20 protein-coding genes are annotated in these 20,215 nt (G+C 64.8%); 15 read left to right on the top strand and 5 right to left on the bottom strand.

What is annotated here, in order from left to right; genetic code table 11:
- Positions 1 to 74 precede the first annotated feature (74 nt).
- The 4 genes from IVA81_RS00715 to IVA81_RS00700 all read left to right on the top strand — a co-directional run bounded on the left by IVA81_RS00715 (position 75) and on the right by IVA81_RS00700 (position 5,986).
- On the top strand, positions 75 to 458 hold the full coding sequence (locus IVA81_RS00715; protein ID WP_247310765.1) for a nuclear transport factor 2 family protein: 384 nt from the start codon (positions 75 to 77) through the stop codon (positions 456 to 458).
- Between the two features lie 98 nt (positions 459 to 556).
- Positions 557 to 2,347 carry an acyl-CoA dehydrogenase C-terminal domain-containing protein gene (locus tag IVA81_RS00710; protein ID WP_247310762.1) on the top strand — a complete coding sequence of 597 codons (1,791 nt, stop codon included), beginning with the start codon at positions 557 to 559 and terminating at the stop codon, positions 2,345 to 2,347.
- Between the two features lie 55 nt (positions 2,348 to 2,402).
- Positions 2,403 to 3,611 (top strand): acetyl-CoA C-acetyltransferase, encoded by a 1,209-nt coding sequence (locus IVA81_RS00705; RefSeq protein ID WP_247310759.1) that lies wholly within the window; start codon positions 2,403 to 2,405, stop codon positions 3,609 to 3,611.
- Between the two features lie 161 nt (positions 3,612 to 3,772).
- Positions 3,773 to 5,986, top strand: a complete 2,214-nt coding sequence (locus IVA81_RS00700; RefSeq protein WP_247310756.1) for an FAD-dependent oxidoreductase — start codon at positions 3,773 to 3,775, stop codon at positions 5,984 to 5,986.
- Between the two features lie 154 nt (positions 5,987 to 6,140).
- On the opposite strand, the gene gstA is transcribed toward IVA81_RS00700, so the two are convergent.
- On the bottom strand, positions 6,141 to 6,755 hold the full coding sequence (gstA, locus tag IVA81_RS00695) for a glutathione transferase GstA (RefSeq protein ID WP_247310753.1): 615 nt from the start codon (positions 6,753 to 6,755) through the stop codon (positions 6,141 to 6,143).
- 125 nt (positions 6,756 to 6,880) lie between these two features.
- Between gstA and IVA81_RS00690 the strand changes: the two genes are divergently transcribed.
- The 3 genes from IVA81_RS00690 to IVA81_RS00680 all read left to right on the top strand — a co-directional run bounded on the left by IVA81_RS00690 (position 6,881) and on the right by IVA81_RS00680 (position 9,524).
- A complete protein-coding gene (locus IVA81_RS00690; protein ID WP_247310749.1) occupies positions 6,881 to 7,375 on the top strand; it encodes a MarR family winged helix-turn-helix transcriptional regulator in 495 nt (164 codons plus the stop codon).
- 100 nt (positions 7,376 to 7,475) lie between these two features.
- Positions 7,476 to 8,846 carry a glutamate--cysteine ligase gene (locus IVA81_RS00685; protein ID WP_247310746.1) on the top strand — a complete coding sequence of 457 codons (1,371 nt, stop codon included), beginning with the start codon at positions 7,476 to 7,478 and terminating at the stop codon, positions 8,844 to 8,846.
- 111 nt (positions 8,847 to 8,957) lie between these two features.
- Positions 8,958 to 9,524 (top strand): PAN domain-containing protein, encoded by a 567-nt coding sequence (locus IVA81_RS00680; RefSeq protein WP_247310742.1) that lies wholly within the window; start codon positions 8,958 to 8,960, stop codon positions 9,522 to 9,524.
- 136 nt (positions 9,525 to 9,660) lie between these two features.
- Here IVA81_RS00680 and IVA81_RS00675 read toward each other — a convergent pair whose 3' ends face one another.
- From IVA81_RS00675 to IVA81_RS00660, 4 genes are all read right to left on the bottom strand, one after another.
- Positions 9,661 to 10,227 (bottom strand): nucleotidyltransferase family protein, encoded by a 567-nt coding sequence (locus IVA81_RS00675; RefSeq protein ID WP_247310739.1) that lies wholly within the window; start codon positions 10,225 to 10,227, stop codon positions 9,661 to 9,663.
- A 55-nt stretch (positions 10,228 to 10,282) separates the two neighbouring features.
- Positions 10,283 to 11,062, bottom strand: coding sequence for a signal peptidase I (gene lepB, locus IVA81_RS00670; RefSeq protein ID WP_247310736.1), 780 nt, complete (start codon positions 11,060 to 11,062; stop codon positions 10,283 to 10,285).
- On the bottom strand, positions 11,059 to 12,486 hold the full coding sequence (tldD, locus tag IVA81_RS00665) for a metalloprotease TldD (protein WP_247310728.1): 1,428 nt from the start codon (positions 12,484 to 12,486) through the stop codon (positions 11,059 to 11,061). The genes lepB and tldD overlap by 4 nt, the downstream gene beginning before the upstream one ends.
- A gap of 110 nt (positions 12,487 to 12,596) precedes the next feature.
- Positions 12,597 to 13,142, bottom strand: coding sequence for an invasion associated locus B family protein (locus IVA81_RS00660; RefSeq protein ID WP_247310726.1), 546 nt, complete (start codon positions 13,140 to 13,142; stop codon positions 12,597 to 12,599).
- Positions 13,143 to 13,603: 461 nt separating this feature from the next.
- On the opposite strand from IVA81_RS00660, the gene coxB reads away from it, so the two are divergent.
- From coxB to IVA81_RS00620, 8 genes are all read left to right on the top strand, one after another.
- The gene (gene coxB / locus IVA81_RS00655) at positions 13,604 to 14,443 is read left to right on the top strand and encodes a cytochrome c oxidase subunit II (RefSeq protein WP_247310723.1); all 840 of its coding nucleotides are present in this window, start codon (positions 13,604 to 13,606) and stop codon (positions 14,441 to 14,443) included.
- A gap of 86 nt (positions 14,444 to 14,529) precedes the next feature.
- Positions 14,530 to 16,149 (top strand): cytochrome c oxidase subunit I, encoded by a 1,620-nt coding sequence (gene ctaD, locus IVA81_RS00650; protein ID WP_247310721.1) that lies wholly within the window; start codon positions 14,530 to 14,532, stop codon positions 16,147 to 16,149.
- Positions 16,150 to 16,210: 61 nt separating this feature from the next.
- On the top strand, positions 16,211 to 17,155 hold the full coding sequence (locus IVA81_RS00645) for a heme o synthase (RefSeq protein WP_247310720.1): 945 nt from the start codon (positions 16,211 to 16,213) through the stop codon (positions 17,153 to 17,155).
- Complete coding sequence (locus tag IVA81_RS00640) at positions 17,152 to 17,328, top strand: hypothetical protein (RefSeq protein ID WP_063197888.1); 177 nt, start codon at positions 17,152 to 17,154, stop codon at positions 17,326 to 17,328. The genes IVA81_RS00645 and IVA81_RS00640 overlap by 4 nt, the downstream gene beginning before the upstream one ends.
- A 5-nt stretch (positions 17,329 to 17,333) precedes the next feature.
- The gene (locus IVA81_RS00635) at positions 17,334 to 17,984 is read left to right on the top strand and encodes a cytochrome c oxidase assembly protein (protein ID WP_247310718.1); all 651 of its coding nucleotides are present in this window, start codon (positions 17,334 to 17,336) and stop codon (positions 17,982 to 17,984) included.
- 79 nt (positions 17,985 to 18,063) lie between these two features.
- A complete protein-coding gene (locus tag IVA81_RS00630; RefSeq protein WP_247310717.1) occupies positions 18,064 to 18,960 on the top strand; it encodes a cytochrome c oxidase subunit 3 in 897 nt (298 codons plus the stop codon).
- Positions 18,961 to 19,057: 97 nt separating this feature from the next.
- On the top strand, positions 19,058 to 19,459 hold the full coding sequence (locus IVA81_RS00625; RefSeq protein ID WP_247310716.1) for a DUF983 domain-containing protein: 402 nt from the start codon (positions 19,058 to 19,060) through the stop codon (positions 19,457 to 19,459).
- Positions 19,456 to 20,208, top strand: a complete 753-nt coding sequence (locus IVA81_RS00620) for an SURF1 family cytochrome oxidase biogenesis protein (RefSeq protein ID WP_247310699.1) — start codon at positions 19,456 to 19,458, stop codon at positions 20,206 to 20,208. The genes IVA81_RS00625 and IVA81_RS00620 overlap by 4 nt, the downstream gene beginning before the upstream one ends.
- The last annotated feature ends 7 nt before the right edge of the window (positions 20,209 to 20,215 follow it).

The following is a 20,215-nucleotide window of genomic DNA, read 5'->3' as shown; positions in this document are numbered from 1 at the left end:
AAATCAACCTCCTCGCTACTGTGCATGGGGTTGTTCTCGTACTTTTTGCCCTTGCCCTAGGGAGGCACCTGAGAATGACCGGCCTCGATTCCTGGTACGCCTACATGAAGTCCCATGACCGCACAGCGCTCTGGGACCTCCTGCACCCCGATGCCGTGTTCGAAAGCCCCGTCGTGCATTCGCCGCAGCGTGGCCGCGACATCACCTTCAAATACCTCTCCAGCGCCGAGAAGGTGCTAGGCGGCCCAGGTTTCACCTATGTCGGTGAATGGCGCAGCGACACCGGTGCGGTGCTCGAATTCAAGAATGTCATCGACGGCATCGAGATCAACGGCGTCGACATCATCAGTTTCGATGCCGAGGGACGCATCACCCATTTCAAGGTGATGGTGCGTCCGCTCAAGGCGATCAACATGCTGCACCGCCTGATGGCGGAGCAGCTTGCCGCTCAATCATGACCCTGCCCCGAGGTTGCCGAACCCGCTAAGCTCGCGGGCAAAGGCTGCGCCTCAGCAATCGCGCCACGTCACTTCAAGCCCCATGCCGGGAGACCACCATGCCGATCTACAAAGCCCCCGTCGAAGACGTGAACTTCCTGCTCAACGACGTCTTCCAGATCGACCGGTACGACAATCTCGCCGGCTTCTCCGATGCGTCGAGCGACGTGCGCGAAGCGATCCTCGGTGAAGCCGCCAAGCTCGCCGAAGAGGTGCTGCAGCCGCTCAACCGCGTCGGCGATCTCGAAGGCTGCAAGCGTGCCGATGACGGCAGCGTCACCACGCCGAAGGGTTTCAAGGACGCCTTCAAGCAGGTCGCCGAGGGCGGCTGGCTCGGTCTGTCGGCGCCGACCGAGTTCGGCGGGCAGGGCCTGCCGGTGACGCTGAGCCAGGCCGTCAACGAATTTCAGATCTCGGCCAACATGGCATTCTCGATGTATGGCGGCCTCACCATGGGCGCGACCGCGGCGCTGATCGTTCATGGCACGCCCGAGCAGAAGAAGACCTACGTGCCGAAGATGGTGGCGGGCGAATGGACCGGCACCATGAACCTGACCGAGCCGCATTGCGGCACCGATCTCGGCATGCTCCGCACCAAGGCGGTGCGCCAGGCCGACGGCAGCTTCAAGATCACGGGCACCAAGATCTTCATCTCGGCCGGTGAGCATGACTTGGCCGACAATATCATCCATCTCGTGCTCGCCCGCATCGAGGGTGCGCCCGCCGGCATCAAGGGCGTGTCGCTGTTCGTGGTGCCGAAATTCCTGGTCAATGCCGATGGTTCGGTCGGGCAGCGCAACGGTGTCGTCTGCGGCTCGATCGAGCACAAGATGGGCATCCACGGAAATTCGACCTGCGTGATGAACTACGACAGCGCCACCGGCTGGCTGATCGGCGAAGAGAACAAGGGCATGCAGGGCATGTTCGTGATGATGAACGAGGCCAGGCTCGGCGTCGCCGTGCAGGGCCTCGCGCAATCCGAGGTCGCCTATCAGAATGCGGTCGCCTATGCCCGCGACCGCATCCAGGGCCGCGCGCTCACCGGCGTGAAGGCGCCGGACAAGCCGGCCGACCCGATCATCGTGCATCCCGACGTGCGCCGCACGCTGCTCTCGATCCGGGCCTTCAACGAGGCCGCGCGCGCCTTCGTGATGTGGACCGCGCTGAAGAGCGACGTCGCTCATCGCTCCGAAGACCCGAAGGACCGCCAGGCCGCCGACGATCACATGGGCCTGATGACCCCGGTGCTGAAGGGCTTTCTTACCGATTACGGCTTCGCCAACGCGGTACAGGCGCAGCAGATGTATGGCGGCCACGGCTACATCGCCGAGCAGGGCATGGAGCAGTTCGTGCGCGATGCCCGTATTGCCATGATCTATGAAGGCGCCAACGGCATCCAGGCGCTCGACCTCGTCGGCCGCAAGCTGCCGCGCGACGGCGGCCGCGCCATCATGGCCTTCTTCGGCGAGGTCATGGCCTTCGCCAAGGAGAACGGCAGTGACGAGGCGCTGAAGCCCTTCATCACCCCGCTCTCGGCCTCGCTCGGCCATCTCCAGCAGGCGACGACCTGGCTGATGCAGAACGCGATGGCGAAGCCGGACAATGCCGGTGCTGCCGCAACCGATTACCTGCACCTCTTTGGCTTCGTCGCGCTCGGCTACATGTGGGCGAAGATGGCGAAGGTGACGAATGCCAAGATTGCCGAGAGCGGGGCGACGCCCTATCTCTCGACCAAGCTGGTCACCGGCCGTTTCTTCATGGAGCGGATGCTGCCGGAGACCGCCGCCAATCTCGCGCGCATCCAGGCCGGCTGCGCCACCATCATGGAATTGCCGGCGGACGCGTTCTGAGCCTGCTTCCGCTGCCTGCTCCCAATCGTATCGAACATCACATCAGGAGGGCGTCATGCCTGAGGCATTCATCTACGACCACGTTCGGACCCCCCGCGGCCGCGGCAAGGCGGACGGCGCGCTGCACGAGGTCACGGCGCTCGCGCTCGCGACCGTGCCGCTGAAGGCGCTGAAGGATCGCAACAACCTCCCTGAGGACTCCGTCGACGACGTCGTGCTCGGCGTGGTCGATCCGGTCGGCGAGGCCGGCTCCGACATCGCGCGCTTCGCCGCGCTGAAATCCGGTCTCGGCGAAGCCGTGCCCGGCGTGCAGATCAGCCGCTTCTGCGCCTCCGGACTAGATGCCGTGAACTTCGCCGCCGCGCAGGTGATGAGCGGCCAGCATGAGCTGGTGATCGGCGGCGGCGCCGAATCCATGAGCCGCGTCGGCATCGGCGCCTCCGGCGGTGCCTGGCCGATGGACCCCTCGATGGCGGTGCCGGCCTATTTCATGCCGCAGGGCGTGTCGGCCGATCTGATCGCGACCAAATACGGTTTCTCGCGCGACGACGTCGACGCCTATGCCGTGCAGAGCCAGCAGCGTGCGGCGAAGTCCTGGGAGGAAGGCCGCTTCGACAGGTCGATCGTGCCGGTGAAGGACATCAACGGCCTCACCATCCTCGCCAAGGACGAGCATATGCGTCCCTCGACGACGATGCAGTCGCTGGCGCAGCTGCAGCCCTCGTTCACGATGATGGCGCAGATGGGCGGTTTCGACGGTGTCGCGCTGCAGTCGCACCCCGAGATCGAGCGGGTCAACTACGTGCACCATGCCGGCAACTCGTCGGGCATCGTCGACGGCGCCGGCGCCGTGCTGCTCGGCAGCAAGGACGCGGCTGCGAAATACGGCCTGAAGCCGCGCGCAAAGATCCGCGCGTTTGCCAATATCGGCTCCGAGCCGGCGATGATGCTGACCGGTCCGGTCGACGTCACCGAGAAGCTCTTTGCACGGTCCGGCATGAAGAAGTCGGACATCGACCTGTTCGAGCTCAACGAGGCCTTCGCCTCGGTCGTGCTGCGCTACATCCAGGCCTTCGACATCGACAACGCCAAGATCAACGTTAATGGCGGCGCCATCGCGCTCGGCCATCCGCTTGGCGCCACCGGTGCGATGATCCTTGGCACCGTGCTCGACGAGCTCGAGCGCACCAATAAGTCCACCGCTCTGGTCACGCTGTGCATCGGCGGCGGCATGGGCACCGCGACCATCATCGAGCGCGTCTAAGGGTAGGGGAGCTGCCGTAGGGTGGGCAAAGGGAAGCGTGCCCACCTCTGCTGTCTTCGCGAGTGATGGTGGGCACGGCGCAAGAGCGCCTTTGCCCACCCTACGAGATCACCATCAACCGCCGCGCCTGGCATCGGCTGCGGCACCGAGGAGCAACCAACATGTCGTACAAGAACTTCAGGGTTGAGACCGACGCAGACGGCATCGCGCTCGTCACCTGGGACATTCCGGGCCGTTCGATGAACGTGCTCGACGAGACCTCGACCAGCGAGCTCGACGCGATCGTCAAGGCGACCACGGCGGATGCCGCGGTGAAGGGCGTCGTCATCACCTCCGCCAAGGAAGCCTTCTGCGCCGGCGCGGACCTGTCGATGCTTGAAGGCATGAACCAGGCCTACGCGAAGGTGTTCAAGGAGCAGGGCGAGACCGCGGCGAACCAGATGCTGTTCGACCAGAGCCGCCGCTTCTCGCAGGTGCTGCGCTCGATCGAGACGTCAGGCAAGCCGTGGGCAGCCGCGATCAACGGCCTCGCGCTCGGCGGCGGCTTCGAGATCACGCTGTGCTGCCACTATCGTGTCGCCGCGGAGAATCCCAAGACCCGCCTCGGCCTGCCCGAGGTCAAGGTCGGCCTGTTCCCCGGTGCCGGCGGCACACAGCGCGTGCCGCGCCTGGTGCCGCCGCAGGACGCCATGACGATCCTGCTCAAGGGCGACCCTGTCACGGTGGACAAGGCCAAGGCGCTGAACCTGATCCACGCCATCGTTCCGGCCGCCGATCTCATCAAGGCGGCGAAGGACTGGATCAAGGGCGGCGGCAAGGCGGTCGCGCCCTGGGACGAGAAGGGTTTCAAGCTGCCCGGCGGCCCGGTGTTCTCCAAGGCCGGCATGATGATGTTTCCGGCCGGCAACGCGATCTATCGGCGCGAGACCTACGACAATTATCCGGCCGCGCGCGCGATCATGAGCTGCGTCTATGAAGGCCTGCAGCTGCCGATCGACGCCGCGCTTCGCGTGGAGTCGCGCTACTTCACCTCGGTGCTGCGCTCGAAGGAAGCGGCCGCGATGATCCGCAGCCTGTTCCTGTCGATGCAGGAGCTCAACAAGGGCGCGCGCCGTCCGAAGGACGTGCCGCCGACCAAGGCGAAGAAGATCGCCGTGATCGGCGCCGGCTTCATGGGCGCGAGCGTCGGCTACGTCTCCGCCCGTGCCGGCCTCGACGTCGTCCTGATCGACCGCGACCAGGAGAGCGCCGACAAGGGCAAGGCGCATGCGCAGAAGGTGATCGAGGAGCAGATCAAGAAAGGCCGCGCCAAGCCTGCGGATGCCGAAGCGCTGCTCGCGCGCATCACCCCGACTGCGGACTATGCGGCGCTGAAGGACGTCGATCTCGTCATCGAGGCCGTGTTCGAGGACCGCAAGGTCAAGGCGGAGACCTTTGCCAAGGCGCAGCAATATCTGAAGCCCGACGTGGTCTTCGCGTCGAACACCTCGACGCTGCCGATCACCTCGCTGGCCGAGAGCTTCAAGGACCAGGGCAAGTTCGTCGGCATTCACTTCTTCTCGCCGGTCGAGAAGATGATGCTGGTCGAGATCATCAAGGGCAAGAACACCGGCGACCTCGCGCTCGCGACCGCGCTCGACTACGTGCGGCAGATCGGCAAGACGCCGATCGTCGTCAACGACAGCCGCGGCTTCTTCGCCAATCGCTGCGTCGGCCGCTATGTCGCCGAAGGCAACGAGATGTTCCTCGAAGGCGTGCCGCCGGCGATGATCGAGAACTGCGCCAAGATGGCCGGCATGCCGGTCGGCCCGCTCTCGCTGTCGGATGAAGTCGCGCTCGACCTCGGCCTCAAGATCATGAAGGCGACGGAGGCGGATCTCGGCCCCAACGCCATCAACCCCGATCAGAAGAAGCTGATGGTGGAGATGGTCGAGAAGCAGGGCCGGCTCGGCCGCAAGAACAGCAAGGGCTTCTACGATTATCCGGAGAAGGGCAAGGGGCAGAAGAGCCTGTGGCCGGGCCTCTCGGCATTGCAGCCGAAGCAGCTCGATCCTGACACGCTCGATATCGAGGAGCTGAAGCAACGCTTCCTGGTGGTGCAGGCGGTGGAAGCCGCGCGCACGGTCGAGGACCACGTCATCACCGATCCGCGCGAGGCGGATGTCGGCTCCATCCTCGGCTTCGGCTTTGCGCCGTTCACCGGCGGCACGTTGTCCTATATCGACTTCATGGGCACGAAGACATTCGTCGAGCTCTGCCACAAGCTGGAAGCGAAGTACGGCTCGCGCTTCACCCCGCCGAAGCTGCTCGAAGAGATGGCGGCAAAGGGCGAAACCTTCTACGGCCGCTTCGCGCCGAAGAAGGCGGCGGCCTGAAGAGAAGCCTGTAGCCCGGATGGAGCGTAAGCGAAATCCGGGACAGCGCCTCCTGGACGCAGTTACCCGGATTGCGCTTCGCTCCATCCGGGCTACGTAAAAACAAAGGCCGGATCATCGATCCGGCCTTTCGCTGATTGCGATTCGCTGGCGCTTACTTCGCCTGTGCCAAGCCTTCCTTCTTCAATGCCTCCTGCACCTGCGGCCGGGCCGCGACGCGGGCTTTGTAGGCGGCAAGGTCTGGCATCGCCGAGAGGTCGAACTTCATTCGCTCGCCCCATGTGAGCATCGTGAAGAGATAGCCGTCGGCGACCGTGAACTGCTTGCCCATGAGGTAGTCGCGGCCGGCGAGCTGGCCGTCGATATATTTCAGCTTGCCCATGACGCGATCCCTGAAGAAGGCCTTGGCCTCGTCGTTCAGGGCCGGCGCGAACAGCGGACCAAAGCTCTTGTGCACCTCGGAAGTGAGGAAATTCAGCCACTCCAGCAGCTTGTAGCGCTCGGAACTGCCGTGGGCCGGCGCCAGCGCCTTAGCCGATGCCTGATCGGCGATCATCTGGACAATCACCGGACCTTCGGTCACGATCTCACCGCTGTCGAGGCCCAGCGCAGGGACCTGGCCCTTGGGGTTCAGCTTCAGATAATCCTCGCCATTTTCGAGCTTCTTGGCCCGGAGATCGACCTTGACCAGCTCATAGGGCAGGCCGGCTTCCAGGAGGGCGATGTGGGGGGACAGCGAGCAGGCACCGGGCGAATAATACAGTTTCATGGAATTTCCTTCTCTTGTGCTTGGTTCGGCCGAAACAGCGATTACATGCACTTGCTTGGAATAGTCAAGATTGATGCAGCTGCATCAAATGAGGTAAGAGACGGGCGACGAGCTTGAGCGGGACCATGAAACGCAAACCATCGACCGAGGCGACTTCCGCCTGGATCCGCCTGATGCGGGTGCAGAGCCGCGTGCTCGATTGCGTCGAGCAGGACCTGAAGAAGGCCGGCTTCCCGCCACTGGCCTGGTATGACGCGCTGCTCGAATTGTCGCGGGCGCCCTCGGGCGAGCTGCGGCCGGTCGAGCTCGAACGGCAGATGCTGATCCCGCAATATTCCACCTCGCGCCTGATCGACCGCCTGGTCGACGAGGGCCTCGCCTCGCGGCGCGAATGCAAGATCGACAAGCGCGGCCAGTTCGTCGAGATCACGGAAGCCGGCCGCGAGTTGCAGAAGCGGATGTGGAGCGCCTATTCGGCCGCGATCGAGAAATATGTCGGTTCGAAACTGTCCGATGCCGATGCCGTCAAGCTCAGCGGTCTGCTCGACCGCCTGGGCTGCTCGTGCGGCGAGATGAAACTGCCGCCCGCAGGCGTCAACGAAAGCATGCCGTCGCGATGATCGCGCGGCAAATCCGCTCGTCCGTGCAACCGGTGGGTTCGCGGACCATCCCTGTCACCCGTGCGCGTTCGGTCGAAGCGCCTTTTGATTAGAGTTTGATATGGCGCGAGACCAGATCGATATGACGCCGCTGCAATCGCGCGACGAGCTCGTCGCGTGGTTCGAGGCCGGCAGCAAGGACCCGTCCGAGTTCCGCATGGGCACCGAGCACGAGAAGACGCCGTTCACGCTCGAGGGCCACCGTCCGGTGCCTTACGAAGGCGCACGGGGCATCGGTGCGTTGCTCGAGGGCATGAAGCTCCTGCTCGGCTGGGAGCCGATCATGGAGCAGGGCAACATCATCGGCCTCTACGACGTCACCGGCGGCGGTGCGATCTCGCTCGAGCCCGGCGGACAGTTCGAGCTCTCCGGCGCGCCGGTCGAGAATGTGCATCAGACCCAGAGCGAGTTGATGGCGCATCTTGCGCAGGTGCGAGAGATCGCAACGCCGCTCGGCATCGGCTTCCTCGGTCTCGGCATGACGCCGTCCTGGTCGCGCGCGGACATCCCGATGATGCCCAAGGGCCGTTACAAGATCATGACCAATTACATGCCGAAGGTCGGCCAGTACGGCCTCGACATGATGTACCGGACCTGCACGGTGCAGACCAATCTCGACTTCTCTTCCGAAGCCGACATGGTCAAGAAGCTGCGTGTTTCGCTCGCGCTTCAGCCGGTCGCAACCGCGCTGTTCGCCAATTCGCCGTTCACCGAAGGCAAGCCGAACGGCTTCCTCTCCTTCCGCTCCGAGATCTGGCGCGACACCGACAATGCGCGGTCGGGCATGATGCCGTGGGCATTCGAGGACGGCATGGGGTTCGAGCGCTATGTCGACTACGCGCTCGACGTGCCCATGTATTTCGTCAAGCGCGGCGAGGAGTACATCGACGTGTCGGGCTCTTCGTTCCGCGCGTTCTTCGACGGCCGCAACAACAACCTTCCCGGCGAGCGTCCGACGCTGTCGGACTGGGCCAACCATCTCTCGACGATTTTCCCGGAGGTGCGGCTCAAGCGCTATCTCGAGATGCGCGGCTCCGACGGCGGTCCGTGGGGCCGGTTGCCGGCGCTGCCGGCGTTCTGGGTCGGGCTGCTCTATGACGATGTCGCGCTCGATGCCGCCTGGGAGATCGTCAAGCACTGGAGCGCCGCTGAGCGTCAGGCCCTGCGCGACGACGTGCCGCGCTTCGGCTTCAAGGCGAGGATCAAGGACCGTTATCTGTTTGAGATCGCCAAGGAATGCCTCGTTCTGGCGCATGCGGGCCTGCGCCGGCGCGGCCGGATCGACCAGCTCGGCCGCGACGAAACGCGGCATCTGGAGCCGCTCGACCGCATCATTGATTCCGGCCGGACGCCGGCCGAGGAAATGTTGGACAAGTTCAACGGCCCCTGGAAGGGCTCGGTGGAACCGGCCTACGCGGAATGCGCGTTCTAGGCCGGTAGGCCGATCGGGATTTCAGCCGTTCATCGCCCATACAGGTTTGCGGCGATCAAATGATTGGCTGAAAAAACCTGAGCGTCGTCAATAACCCGAAAGCTGTTCCGAATGTGGAAGGGCCGCCTGTGCAGGGCCGTCATGGCCAGCGTCGTGACATGTGTCACGCTGCTGTCGCTCGCATGCGCGAGCGTGCCGGCGCGCGCCCAGACTGCGTTCGATCGGCCTGGGGGCGACTATTTCAGCTCACCGGTCGCGTCAGGCGATCCCGAGGATTGCGCGCTGCTGTGCGAGCGTGATCGCCGCTGCCGCTCTTGGAGCTTCAACTATCCCGACGTCGAAGGCGGCTCGGCGGTGTGCTGGCTGAAGAACACCGTGCCGACGCGGGTGCCGGGCAGTTGCTGCATCTCCGGTGTGCGCGGTGCCGGCGTGATCGAGCCGCGGGTCGAGGGCGTGGAGACGTCGATCGACCGTCCCGGCGGTGATCTGCGCAATTTCGAACTGAAGGAGGGCGACGGCGTCGAGGCCTGCAAGGCTGCGTGCACCGCCGACAACAAATGCCGCGCCTTCACCTATGCCCGCCCCGGCTACACCGGGCGCGAGGCGCGCTGCTTCCTGAAAAAGGAAATCAAGCCGCCGCGCCGCAAGGCGGGATTCACGTCGGGCGTGGTGCGGTAGCACGCAGCTCTGACCCTCGTTACTGCAAGGGTAGGTGCCGTAGGGTGGGCAAAGGCGCCTTTGCGCCGTGCCCACGATCTTTCCGATCCGGCCACAGACGCGTGGGCACGCTTCGCTTTGCTCACCCTACGAGATCTCACTCCGCCGCGATCACCGTGAGCTCCGGCCACAGCGCCTTCCAGCGCGCGGCCTTCACCGCGTAACTCGCCGCGGAAAAATTCGGTCCCGGATTGGGCCGCGCGATCAGTCCCGCGACATCGTCAAAGCCGTGCGCCGCGTAGACCTCATAGCCATCGCCCGCGCGCCGGACGCCGACCTGCGTGTTCTGCGTCAGGAAGCGATCGATGCCTTCTCTCGAGCTTCTCAGGGGCGGATAGGGCAAGCCGTGCTTGGCGGGGTACCACAGATGCACGCGGGCCTGGTTGCGGACCTCGACCTTGACGCCGAGATGCGTGAGCCGCGCGTGCAGCTTGCGGATGACCGCGTCCTCCGCATCCCACGAAGTGTAGGGATCGAAATAGAACGTGTCGTAATCGGCGATGCCGTGATCGATCGCACGGCGCGTGAGCACGTTCCACACGGTCTGCACCAGGCAACCCGAGACCAGCCATGCATCCGGCAGGGCGAGCCGATGGAGTTCGTCGATGATCGCGACATTGACGGGATTTTGCAGCGCGAGGGCAAGAAATTCGTCGCGGTTCATCGCTGCTGCTCTTCCTCTCCCGCTTGCAGGAGAGGTGAAGTCATTCTTCGAGCCTTCAATGCACCGCGGTGAAGAACCGTGCCATCCTGAATCCGGACAGCCAGGTCCACACCGGCTGGCCGCGCATGCCGAGATCCCAAGAGCCGAGCACCGCATCCGCACGCCCGATCAGATTGTCGATCGGCAACAGGCCGACGCCGCCGGACCGCAGCGGCACGCGGCTGTCGGAGGAATTGTCGCGGTTGTCGCCGAGCACGAAAAGGTGGCCGGCCGGCACCGTCACTTCCTGTGTATTGTCGAGCGGACCGTTGTCGCGCATCTTGAAGATCAGGTGCGAGACGCCGTTCGGCAGCTTCTCGACATAACGGTAGGCGGGCTCGCTGCCGCCATTGTCGTCCTCGGCCGCACCGACGCCGTCCGGCTTGAGCTCGGCGGGGCGGTCGTTGATGAAGAGCTGGCCCTGCCGCATCTGGATGCGATCGCCGGGCAGACCCACGACGCGCTTGACCCAGGCCTGCGAACGATCGCCGGGCCAGCGGAACACCACGACGTCGCCCTGCTTCGGCGTTTCCGCGAATACGCGGCCGCTCTCGGGCAGGCTGATTTGAATCGGCAGCGACGAGGTGCCGTAGCCATAGGGAAATTTCGAGGCGAGCAGCGCATCGCCGATCAGCAGCGTCGGCTCCATCGAGCCCGACGGCACGTAGAACGGCTCGGCGAGCGCGCCCTTGGCGATGAAGACGGCGGCGACGATACCGGCGAGCTGAACGAGCTGCCCGCCCCAGCCGCTGCTTTTCCGCTTGGCGGTGACAGTGACCTTTTCTTCCACGCTCATGCGCCCGTTCCACCCACCGTGATGCGTTCCATCAGCAGCGACGGCTGGCCGACGCCGACAGGCACGCCCTGGCCGTTCTTGCCGCAGGTGCCGATGCCGGTATCGAGCGCAAGGTCGTTGCCGATCATGCGGATGCGATGCAGGTCGGTCGGCCCGTTGCCGATCAGCATGGCGCCCTTCAGCGGCGCGCCCAGCTTGCCGTTCTCGATCTTGTAGGCCTCGGTGCACTGGAACACGTATTTGCCCGAGGTGATGTCGACCTGGCCGCCGCCGAAATTCGCGGCGAAGACGCCATTCTTCACCGAGGCGAGGATCTCGGCCGGATCGCGGTCGCCCGCGAGCATGTAGGTGTTGGTCATGCGCGGCATCGGCACATGGGCATAGCCCTGGCGGCGGCCGTTGCCGGTCGGCTTCATGTTCATCAGGCGCGCGTTCTGGCGATCCTGCATGTAGCCGACCAGGACGCCGTCCTCGATCAGCACGGTGCGATTGGTCGGCGTGCCCTCGTCGTCGATCGACAGCGAGCCGCGGCGCGAGGCGATGGTGCCGTCGTCGACCACGGTGACGCCCTTGGCCGCGACCTGCTGGCCCATCAGGCCGGCAAATGCAGACGTCTTCTTGCGGTTGAAGTCGCCCTCGAGGCCATGGCCGACCGCTTCATGCAGCATCACGCCGGGCCAGCCGGCGCCTAACACGACGTCCATCTCGCCGGCCGGCGCCGGAATCGATTCCAGATTGACCAGCGCCTCGCGCAGCGCGCCGTCGGCGGCGTCGCGCCAGTTCTTGCTCTCGATGAATTCGGCATAGCCGGCACGGCCGCCATAACCCTTGCTGCCGCTCTCCTGGCGATCGCCCTGGCCGGCGACCACGGAGACGTTGACGCGCACGAGCGGGCGGATGTCGCGATAGCTCTCGCCGTCGGGCCGCAGGATTTCGACCACCTGCCAGGTCGCGCCCAGGCTGACGCTGACCTGCCGCACCCGCGGATCCTTGTCGCGCAGGTAAGCGTCGATCTCGGCGAGCAGTTTTACTTTTGTCTCGAAGCCCGGCGCGTCCAGCGGGTTGTCGTCGCTATAGAGCCGCACGTTGGTATGTGCTGGCGGCGCGGCGAAACTGCCGGAATAGCCGCCGCGCACGGCCGCGACCGCGTCCGCAGCGCGAATCAGCGCGGGGAGCGACACGTCGGAGGAATGCGCGTAGCCGACCGCGTCGTCCTTGACCGCGCGCAGGCCAAACCCTTGCGAGGTGTCGTAGGTCGCCTGCTTCAGACGCCCGTTGTCGAACATCAGCGCTTCGGTCTGGCTGTATTCCAGGAACAGCTCACCGTCGTCGGCGCCGGCGAGCCCGCGCGCGACCTCGTTGCGAATCTGGTCGCGGTCGAGATTGGCGCGGTCGAGCAGGGAGGTCGTGGCAGGGTTGGTCATGCGTCCGTCCATTAGCGGAAGATGTGGGGCAAGATAATGGTTTCGGACCGGTTCCGCGAGAGCGCTAAGCCTCACATTACGGAAACAATAGGTTCGCTGCGCGCCAGTCCCTACGGCAGCTTGTCATAGCCCTCGCCGAGCCCGTTCAGGCTGAGCGGGAAGCCGATGCCTTCTTCCGGTGTCTCGAAGATGATGAAGGTGGCGGTCTTGGCGGTGCGGAGCTGGCCGAGCAGCTTGTCGTCCATGACGACCTCGGCAACGCAGCCATTGGGCAGGCAGCGGACGAATCCGGCGCGGCCGACGTCCTGGTTGTCGAGCTTGAGGCCGAGACCGGAGGGCAGCAGGACCCCCAGGGGCGCGACCACGCGCATCAGGCGGCTCTTCTGGTCGGCGGTCTTGAGCACGATCACGGTCAGGCCGGCATTGGAGCGGTCTTCCGCCACCACGCTCTGGATTAGGGCGCATTGCTCGGTCTGGGCGCCCGGCGGGGTGTCGCAGCGAATCTGCCAGTCGCCATGCACGGAGCGGACCGCGCCCTGCGCATGGGCAAGGCCAGGAAGTGCCAGAAGGACGATCGCAGCCAGCAGGCCGACCAGTGCCGGGAGGCGCTCAAGCTGCCTTGTAGCCGGCCGTGCCATCGATTTCGAAAGCCCCATCGGGTCGGTACCTCTGCTCGCCTGGGTCGCTCGCGCTTGGCGGACTGATCTGGCGGACTGATACGGGAATGACGGCGTCTTGAAGGCGATTCCCAAGCAAATTCTACGCCGCCCCGCGCCGCCGCCGCCCGCACGAATCAGGTTCCTGCGCGGCCACCTGCCAGTGCCTAACGCGGGCAATTCCGCTGTCAAGCGGCGGCATCCCGGGAAACGGTATTTTTGTCTGATCTTACTAGGAAATATCCTGCGGGTGATCGCTGGCAGATCAGGCTCAAGACTGCATTGCGATAGATCAAGAATTATGGTTTGAGAGGCTTGATTTCGGCGTTCTAGCGATCTGGCCCCAATTCCTCTTAGAGGTATTCTTGCGCGGCGGTTTGTCAGGCGGGCGGATCGAATAAGCGTCTCCCGGACATAGGGCGGCGCACCTGGGGTGATTTCGTAAGGGGAGCGCGAACGGCATGAGGATGTCGATGGGCCGGATGGGCCGGCAGTTGCTGGGATTGGCCGTGGCGGGTCTGACGCTGGCGACGGGCGGTGTGGCGTCCGCCGAGCTCGGGCAACCGGCGCCGTGGGAGTGGACGCTCCAGCAATCCGCTTCCCCGGTGATGGACAACATCATCTGGTTCCACAACTTCCTGTTTGTGCTGATCACGCTGATCACGCTGTTCGTCCTGGCGCTGCTCGTGGTCGTGGTCGTCAAGTTCAACGCGCGGGCCAATCCGGTGCCGTCGCGCACCACCCACAACACGCTGATCGAAGTGGCCTGGACGCTGGTTCCGGTGCTGATCCTGGTCGGCATCTCGGTGCCGTCGTTCCGGCTTCTGTTCCTCGAGCTCGACGTGCCGAAGGCGGATATCACCATCAAGGCGACCGGCAAGCAGTGGTACTGGTCCTATGCCTATCCCGATAACGGCAAGTTCGAGTTCGACTCGCTGATGGCGCAGGACAAGCAGCCCCGCCTGCTCGGCGTCGACAACGAGATGGTGGTGCCGGTCAACAAGGTGATTCGTGTCCAGGTCACCGGCGCCGACGTCATCCACGCCTTCGCGCTGCCGGCTTTCGGCGTCAAGATCGACGCCATTCCGGGGCGGCTGAACGAGACGTGGTTCAAGGCCACCAAGACCGGCATGTTCTACGGCCAGTGCTCGGAGCTCTGCGGCAAGGACCACGCCTTCATGCCGATCGCGATTCGCGTCGTGGAGGACCAGGAATTCGCCTCCTGGGTTGAAACGGCGAAGAAGAAATATGCGAGCGGCGGCACCAGCACCTACGCCTCCGCGGCCGGCCCGACGCAGTAAGCGTCGGGGCACGGCTTGAGGGACTCAAAGCGACATAAGGGCGGGACCTCCCAAGGTCCGAATGGGACGCAAGGCAGGATTTGAAAATGGCAACGAGCGCAGCGGCACACGGCGATCACGCCCACGGACATGACGAGCATGCCCATCCGACCGGATGGCGGCGCTACGTCTATTCGACCAACCACAAGGACATCGGCACGATGTACCTGATCTTCGCGGTCATCGCCGGCGTCATCGGCGCCGCGATGTCGATCGCGATCCGTGCCGAGCTGATGTATCCGGGCGTGCAGATCTTCCACGAGACGCACACCTATAACGTGTTCGTGACCTCTCACGGCCTGATCATGATCTTCTTCATGGTCATGCCCGCGATGATCGGCGGCTTCGGCAACTGGTTCGTGCCGCTGATGATCGGCGCGCCCGACATGGCGTTCCCGCGCATGAACAACATCTCGTTCTGGCTGCTGCCGGCCTCCTTCGGCCTGCTCCTGATGTCGACCTTCGTCGAGGGCGAGCCGGGCGCCAACGGCGTCGGCGCCGGCTGGACCATGTACGTGCCGCTGTCGAGCTCCGGCCATCCGGGCCCGGCCGTCGACTTCGCGATCCTGTCGCTGCATCTGGCGGGCGCCTCGTCGATCCTCGGCGCCATCAACTTCATCACCACGATCTTCAACATGCGCGCGCCGGGCATGACCCTGCACAAGATGCCGCTGTTCGTGTGGTCGATCCTGGTGACGGTGTTCCTGCTGCTGCTGTCGCTGCCGGTGCTCGCCGGTGCGATCACCATGCTGCTCACCGACCGCAATTTCCACACGACGTTCTTCGCGCCCGACGGCGGCGGCGATCCGGTGCTGTTCCAGCATCTGTTCTGGTTCTTCGGCCACCCCGAGGTGTACATCCTGATCCTGCCCGCCTTCGGCATGATCAGCCAGATCGTCTCGACCTTCTCGCGCAAGCCCGTGTTCGGCTATCTCGGCATGGCCTACGCCATGGTCGCGATCGGCGGCATCGGCTTCGTGGTCTGGGCGCACCACATGTACACGGTCGGCATGTCCAGCGCGACGCAGGCCTATTTCGTCGCTGCGACGATGGTGATTGCCGTTCCGACCGGCGTAAAAATCTTCTCCTGGATCGCCACGATGTGGGGCGGCTCGATCGAATTCCGGGCACCGATGATCTGGGCGGTGGGCTTCATCTTCCTGTTCACGGTCGGCGGCGTCACCGGCGTCGTGCTGGCGAACGCCGGCGTCGACCGCGTGCTGCAGGAGACCTACTACGTTGTCGCGCACTTCCACTACGTGCTGTCGCTCGGTGCGGTGTTCGGGATCTTTGCCGGCTGGTACTACTGGTTCCCGAAGATGTCGGGCTACATGTACAATGAGTGGCTCGCGAAAGCGCACTTCTGGGTCACCTTCATCGGCGTCAACCTGGTGTTCTTCCCGCAGCACTTCCTCGGCCTGTCCGGCATGCCGCGCCGCTATGTCGACTATCCCGATGCCTTCGCGGGCTGGAACCTGGTCTCGTCGCTCGGTTCCTACATCTCCGGCTTCGGCGTCCTGATTTTCCTCTATTGCGTGGTCGATGCCTTCATGAAGAAGGTGCCGGCGGGCGACAATCCCTGGGGTGCGGGCGCGACCACGCTGGAATGGACGCTGCCCTCGCCGCCGCCGTTCCACCAGTTCGAAGTGCTGCCCCGCGTGCAGTAAGCAATCTCCCGCGGCGCCCATGACGGGCGCCGCGGCTCTATAACGAAGCGAGTTGAATTTAGTGTCCGTCCTCGACCACAACGCCCTCGACATCAATCCCCGCATCTCCGAGGCGGAGGTCGGCGACTACATCGCGCTTCTGAAGCCGCGGGTGATGTCGCTGGTGATCTTCACCGCGCTGGTCGGGATGGCGATGGCGCCGGGACACTTCCATCCCGTGCTCGCGTTTACCTCGCTGCTCTGCATCGCGGTCGGCGCCGGCGCCTCCGGCGCGCTCAACATGGCGCTCGAAGGCGACATCGACGCAAAAATGTCGCGCACGGCGAACCGGCCGATCCCGCGTGGCCGCATCACCCGACCCGAGGCGATGGCGTTCGGCATGACGCTGTCCTTCTTCTCGGTGATGACGCTCGGCATCCTCGTCAACTGGATCGCGGGCGCGCTGCTCGCCTTCACCATCTTCTTCTACGTCGTGATCTACACGATGTGGCTGAAGCGCTGGACCGCGCAGAACATCGTCATCGGCGGCGCGGCCGGCGCGCTGCCGCCGGTGGTGGCCTGGGCCGCCGTGACGGGCACCGTCGACGTCGAGCCGCTGCTGCTGTTCGCCATCATCTTCTTCTGGACGCCGCCGCACTTCTGGGCGCTGGCGCTGTTCCGCTCCGACGACTACGCGCGCGCCGGCATTCCGATGCTGCCCAACGTCGCCGGTCCCGATGCGACGCGTCTGCAGATCCTGCTCTACACCATCGTGCTGATCGCGGTCGCCGCTGCGCCCTGGGCGCTCGGTTATTTCGACGCCGTCTACGGCATCGTCTCGCTGATCCTGGGGGCCGGCATGCTGGTGCTCGCGATCAACGTCTATGTGCGCCGCGAGCGCAGCCAATCGCTGCGCGCGACCCGCAAGCTGTTTGCCTTCTCGATCCTCTATCTGTTCGCGCTGTTCGCGACCCTGCTGGCCGAGGTCGTGTTCCGGGCACTGGCTCCGATGGTTGGGGGCGCATGATCACAGCGATGGCCGACAAACCTGAGACAGACGGAATCGTCCTCACCGAGGCGCAGAAGAAGAGCCGTCGTCAGCGCTCCATTGCCATTGCCTTGGCGCTCGGCGTGCTCGTGGTGCTGTTCTTCGCCGTCACCATGGTCAAGGGACCGGCAGTTCTCGTGCGGCCGATGTAGGAAACATGGATCACGAGCCGACCATATCGCGGAATCGGAGCCGGACGGCCAGCAAGGGGCGTGGGCCTTTTAAGGGCCTTGGCCGCGACGCGCTGGTCGCCTCGATCTGCGGCGGCGTGGTTGCGCTAATGGTCGGTGCCTCCTACGCGGCGGTGCCGTTCTACAACTGGTTCTGCCGCGCCACCGGTTTCAACGGCACGACCCAGGTTGCGACCTCCGCGCCGGCCACCGGCCCGATCGCGCGGAAGATCTCGGTGCGCTTCGATTCCAATGTCGCGCCCGGCCTGCCCTGGAAATTCGAGCCGGAGCAGAACGAGATCGAGGTCAATATCGGAGAGGTCACGACCGTCTTCTACACCGTGACCAACCAGGCCGCGCGCACCACGGCCGGGCAGGCCGCCTACAATGTCGCGCCGCTGACGGTCGGCTCCTATTTCCAGAAGATCAACTGCTTCTGCTTCACCGAGCAAACCATGGCGCCCGGCGAGAAGCGCGAGATGCCGGTCGTGTTCTACGTCGATCCCTCGATCGCCAGCGACCACGAGAACGACGGGCTGAACACGATCACGCTGTCCTACACCTTCTATCCGGTGAAGGATCCGGTGGTGAAACCGCTGGCATCGGGCGAAGACGACAAACGCAAGGGAAATCTCTGATCGCCGGGCTCGCGCCCAGGAGGTCGGAAACGAGGGGATAAGTGCCTGATAGGCACGGGATTGAGGAGAGAGACCGCAAATGGCAACGGCGCACACCAAGCATCACGACTATCACCTGGTCGATCCCTCTCCGTGGCCGGCCGTCGGTTCGCTCTCGGCCTTCATCATGGCGGTCGGCGCGATCGCCTGGATGCATCACATGTTCTCGGCCGCGCCGATCGTGTTCGGCGTCGGCACCGTGGGCGTGCTCTACACCATGGCGAGCTGGTGGGGCGACGTGATCAAGGAAGCCCAATACAAGGGCGACCACACCCGCGTCGTGCAGCTGCATCACCGCTACGGCATGATCCTGTTCATTGCCTCCGAGGTGATGTTCTTCGTCGCCTGGTTCTGGGCCTATTTCAACGCGGCGCTGTTTCCGGCCGACGCCGTCCACGCCACCCGCGATGCCGTGTTCGGCTGCGGCCTCGGCACTCAGGCCGGCGCCTGCGCCGTGCCGGGCACCTGGCCGCCGCACGGCATCGAGACCTTCGATCCCTGGCATCTGCCGCTCCTCAACACGCTGATCCTGCTCACCTCGGGCACCACCGTGACCTGGGCGCACCACGCGTTGCTCGAGAACGATCGCCAGGGTCTGAAGTATGGCCTGATCCTCACCGTCGTGCTCGGCGCGCTGTTCACCTGCGTGCAGGCCTATGAGTACGGCCACGCGGCGTTCTCGTTCGGCGGTAACGTCTACGGCGCGACCTTCTTCATGGCGACCGGCTTCCACGGCTTCCATGTGCTGGTCGGCACCATTTTCCTGCTGGTGTGCCTGATCCGCGCCTATGCGGGCCACTTCACGCCGAAGCAGCACCTCGGCTTCGAGTTCGCCGCCTGGTACTGGCACTTCGTCGACGTGGTCTGGCTGTTCCTGTTCCTCTGCATCTACGTCTGGGGACACGGCGCCGAGACCATGGCCCACGGCGCGCACTGAGCCGCGAGCAATCGATCAGAAAGGGCGGCCGCAGGGCCGCCCTTTCGCTTTTGGGCCGCCGGAAGCTTCGGCGGAAACTGTGATAGAGTCCGCCATCATGAACGACACCGCCGGCAAATCCGAGCCCGAAACCACCGTCCTGCAAAGCGCGCTGCGCGGACTTGCCTGCAGATGCCCGCGCTGCGGCCAGGGCAAGCTCTATGCGGGCTTCCTGACGCTCGCGCCCGCCTGCGACCGCTGCGGTCTCGACTTCGCCTTCATCGATACCGGGGACGGTCCGGCGATCTTCATCATCATGCTGGCCGGTGGGATCGTTGTTGCGGCCGCACTCATCGTCGAGGTCAAATACCAGCCGCCGTACTGGCTGCATGCGGCGCTGTGGTTGCCGCTGATCCTGGCCACCACGCTCTTGCCGCTGCGTGCGATGAAGTCGCTGCTGATCGCGCTGCAATTCCACCACAAGGCGGCGCCGGGCCGGTTGGTCGACCGCGCGAAATGAACGAGCCTGCACGCAAGCCCCGCGTGGCCGGCTTCGCGCTGTTCACGCTGTTCCTGACGGCCGTCTTCGTCGCCCTGGGCGCCTGGCAATTGCAGCGGCGAACGGCCAAGCACGAGCTGATCGCGGCGCTCACCGAGCGTCTGGCCGAGGCGCCCGTCGCGCTGCCGCCGCCGGCGCAATGGGCTGCACTCAATCCCGCGCGCGATGAATTCCGCCGCGTCAGCTTCACCGCGACCTACGCAGCCCTGCCCGATGCGATGGTCTATTCCTCCGGCTCCGCGGTGCGCAGGGACGCCTCCGGCCCGGGCACCTGGGCGTTCCTGCCGGCGCGGCTTCCCAGCGGCGAGACGGTCGTGATCGATGCGGGCTTCGTCGAGAACACCATGCAGGACCGTAGCGTCGAGGATCGCGCGGTGAAGAAGCTTGTCACCGGGCAGCCGGTCGCGCTCACCGGTTATCTGCGCTTTCCCGAGCCGTCCGGCTGGCTGACGCCCGCAGAGAATCGCGACAAGCGGCTCTGGTTCGTGCGCGATCAACTGGCAATCGCAGGCGCGCTCGGCTGGGGCGCGGTTGCGCCGTTCTATGTCGATCTCGAACAGCCGGCGCCCGAGAACGGCATTCCGCGCCCGGGGCCCCTCGACGTGCATCTGAAGGACGATCACCTGCAATATGCCATCACCTGGTTCACGCTCGCAGGCGCCGTGCTGATCGCCTTCGCGGTGTGGGCAAGGGGCCGGCGGCAGAGCTAAGCTCGTC

This window comes from Bradyrhizobium sp. 141, from assembly GCF_023074055.1.
In the GTDB taxonomy this organism is placed as follows: domain Bacteria; phylum Pseudomonadota; class Alphaproteobacteria; order Rhizobiales; family Xanthobacteraceae; genus Bradyrhizobium.
Note: the sequence above shows the minus strand (reverse complement) of the source record. Positions and strands in the feature narration are given on the sequence as shown.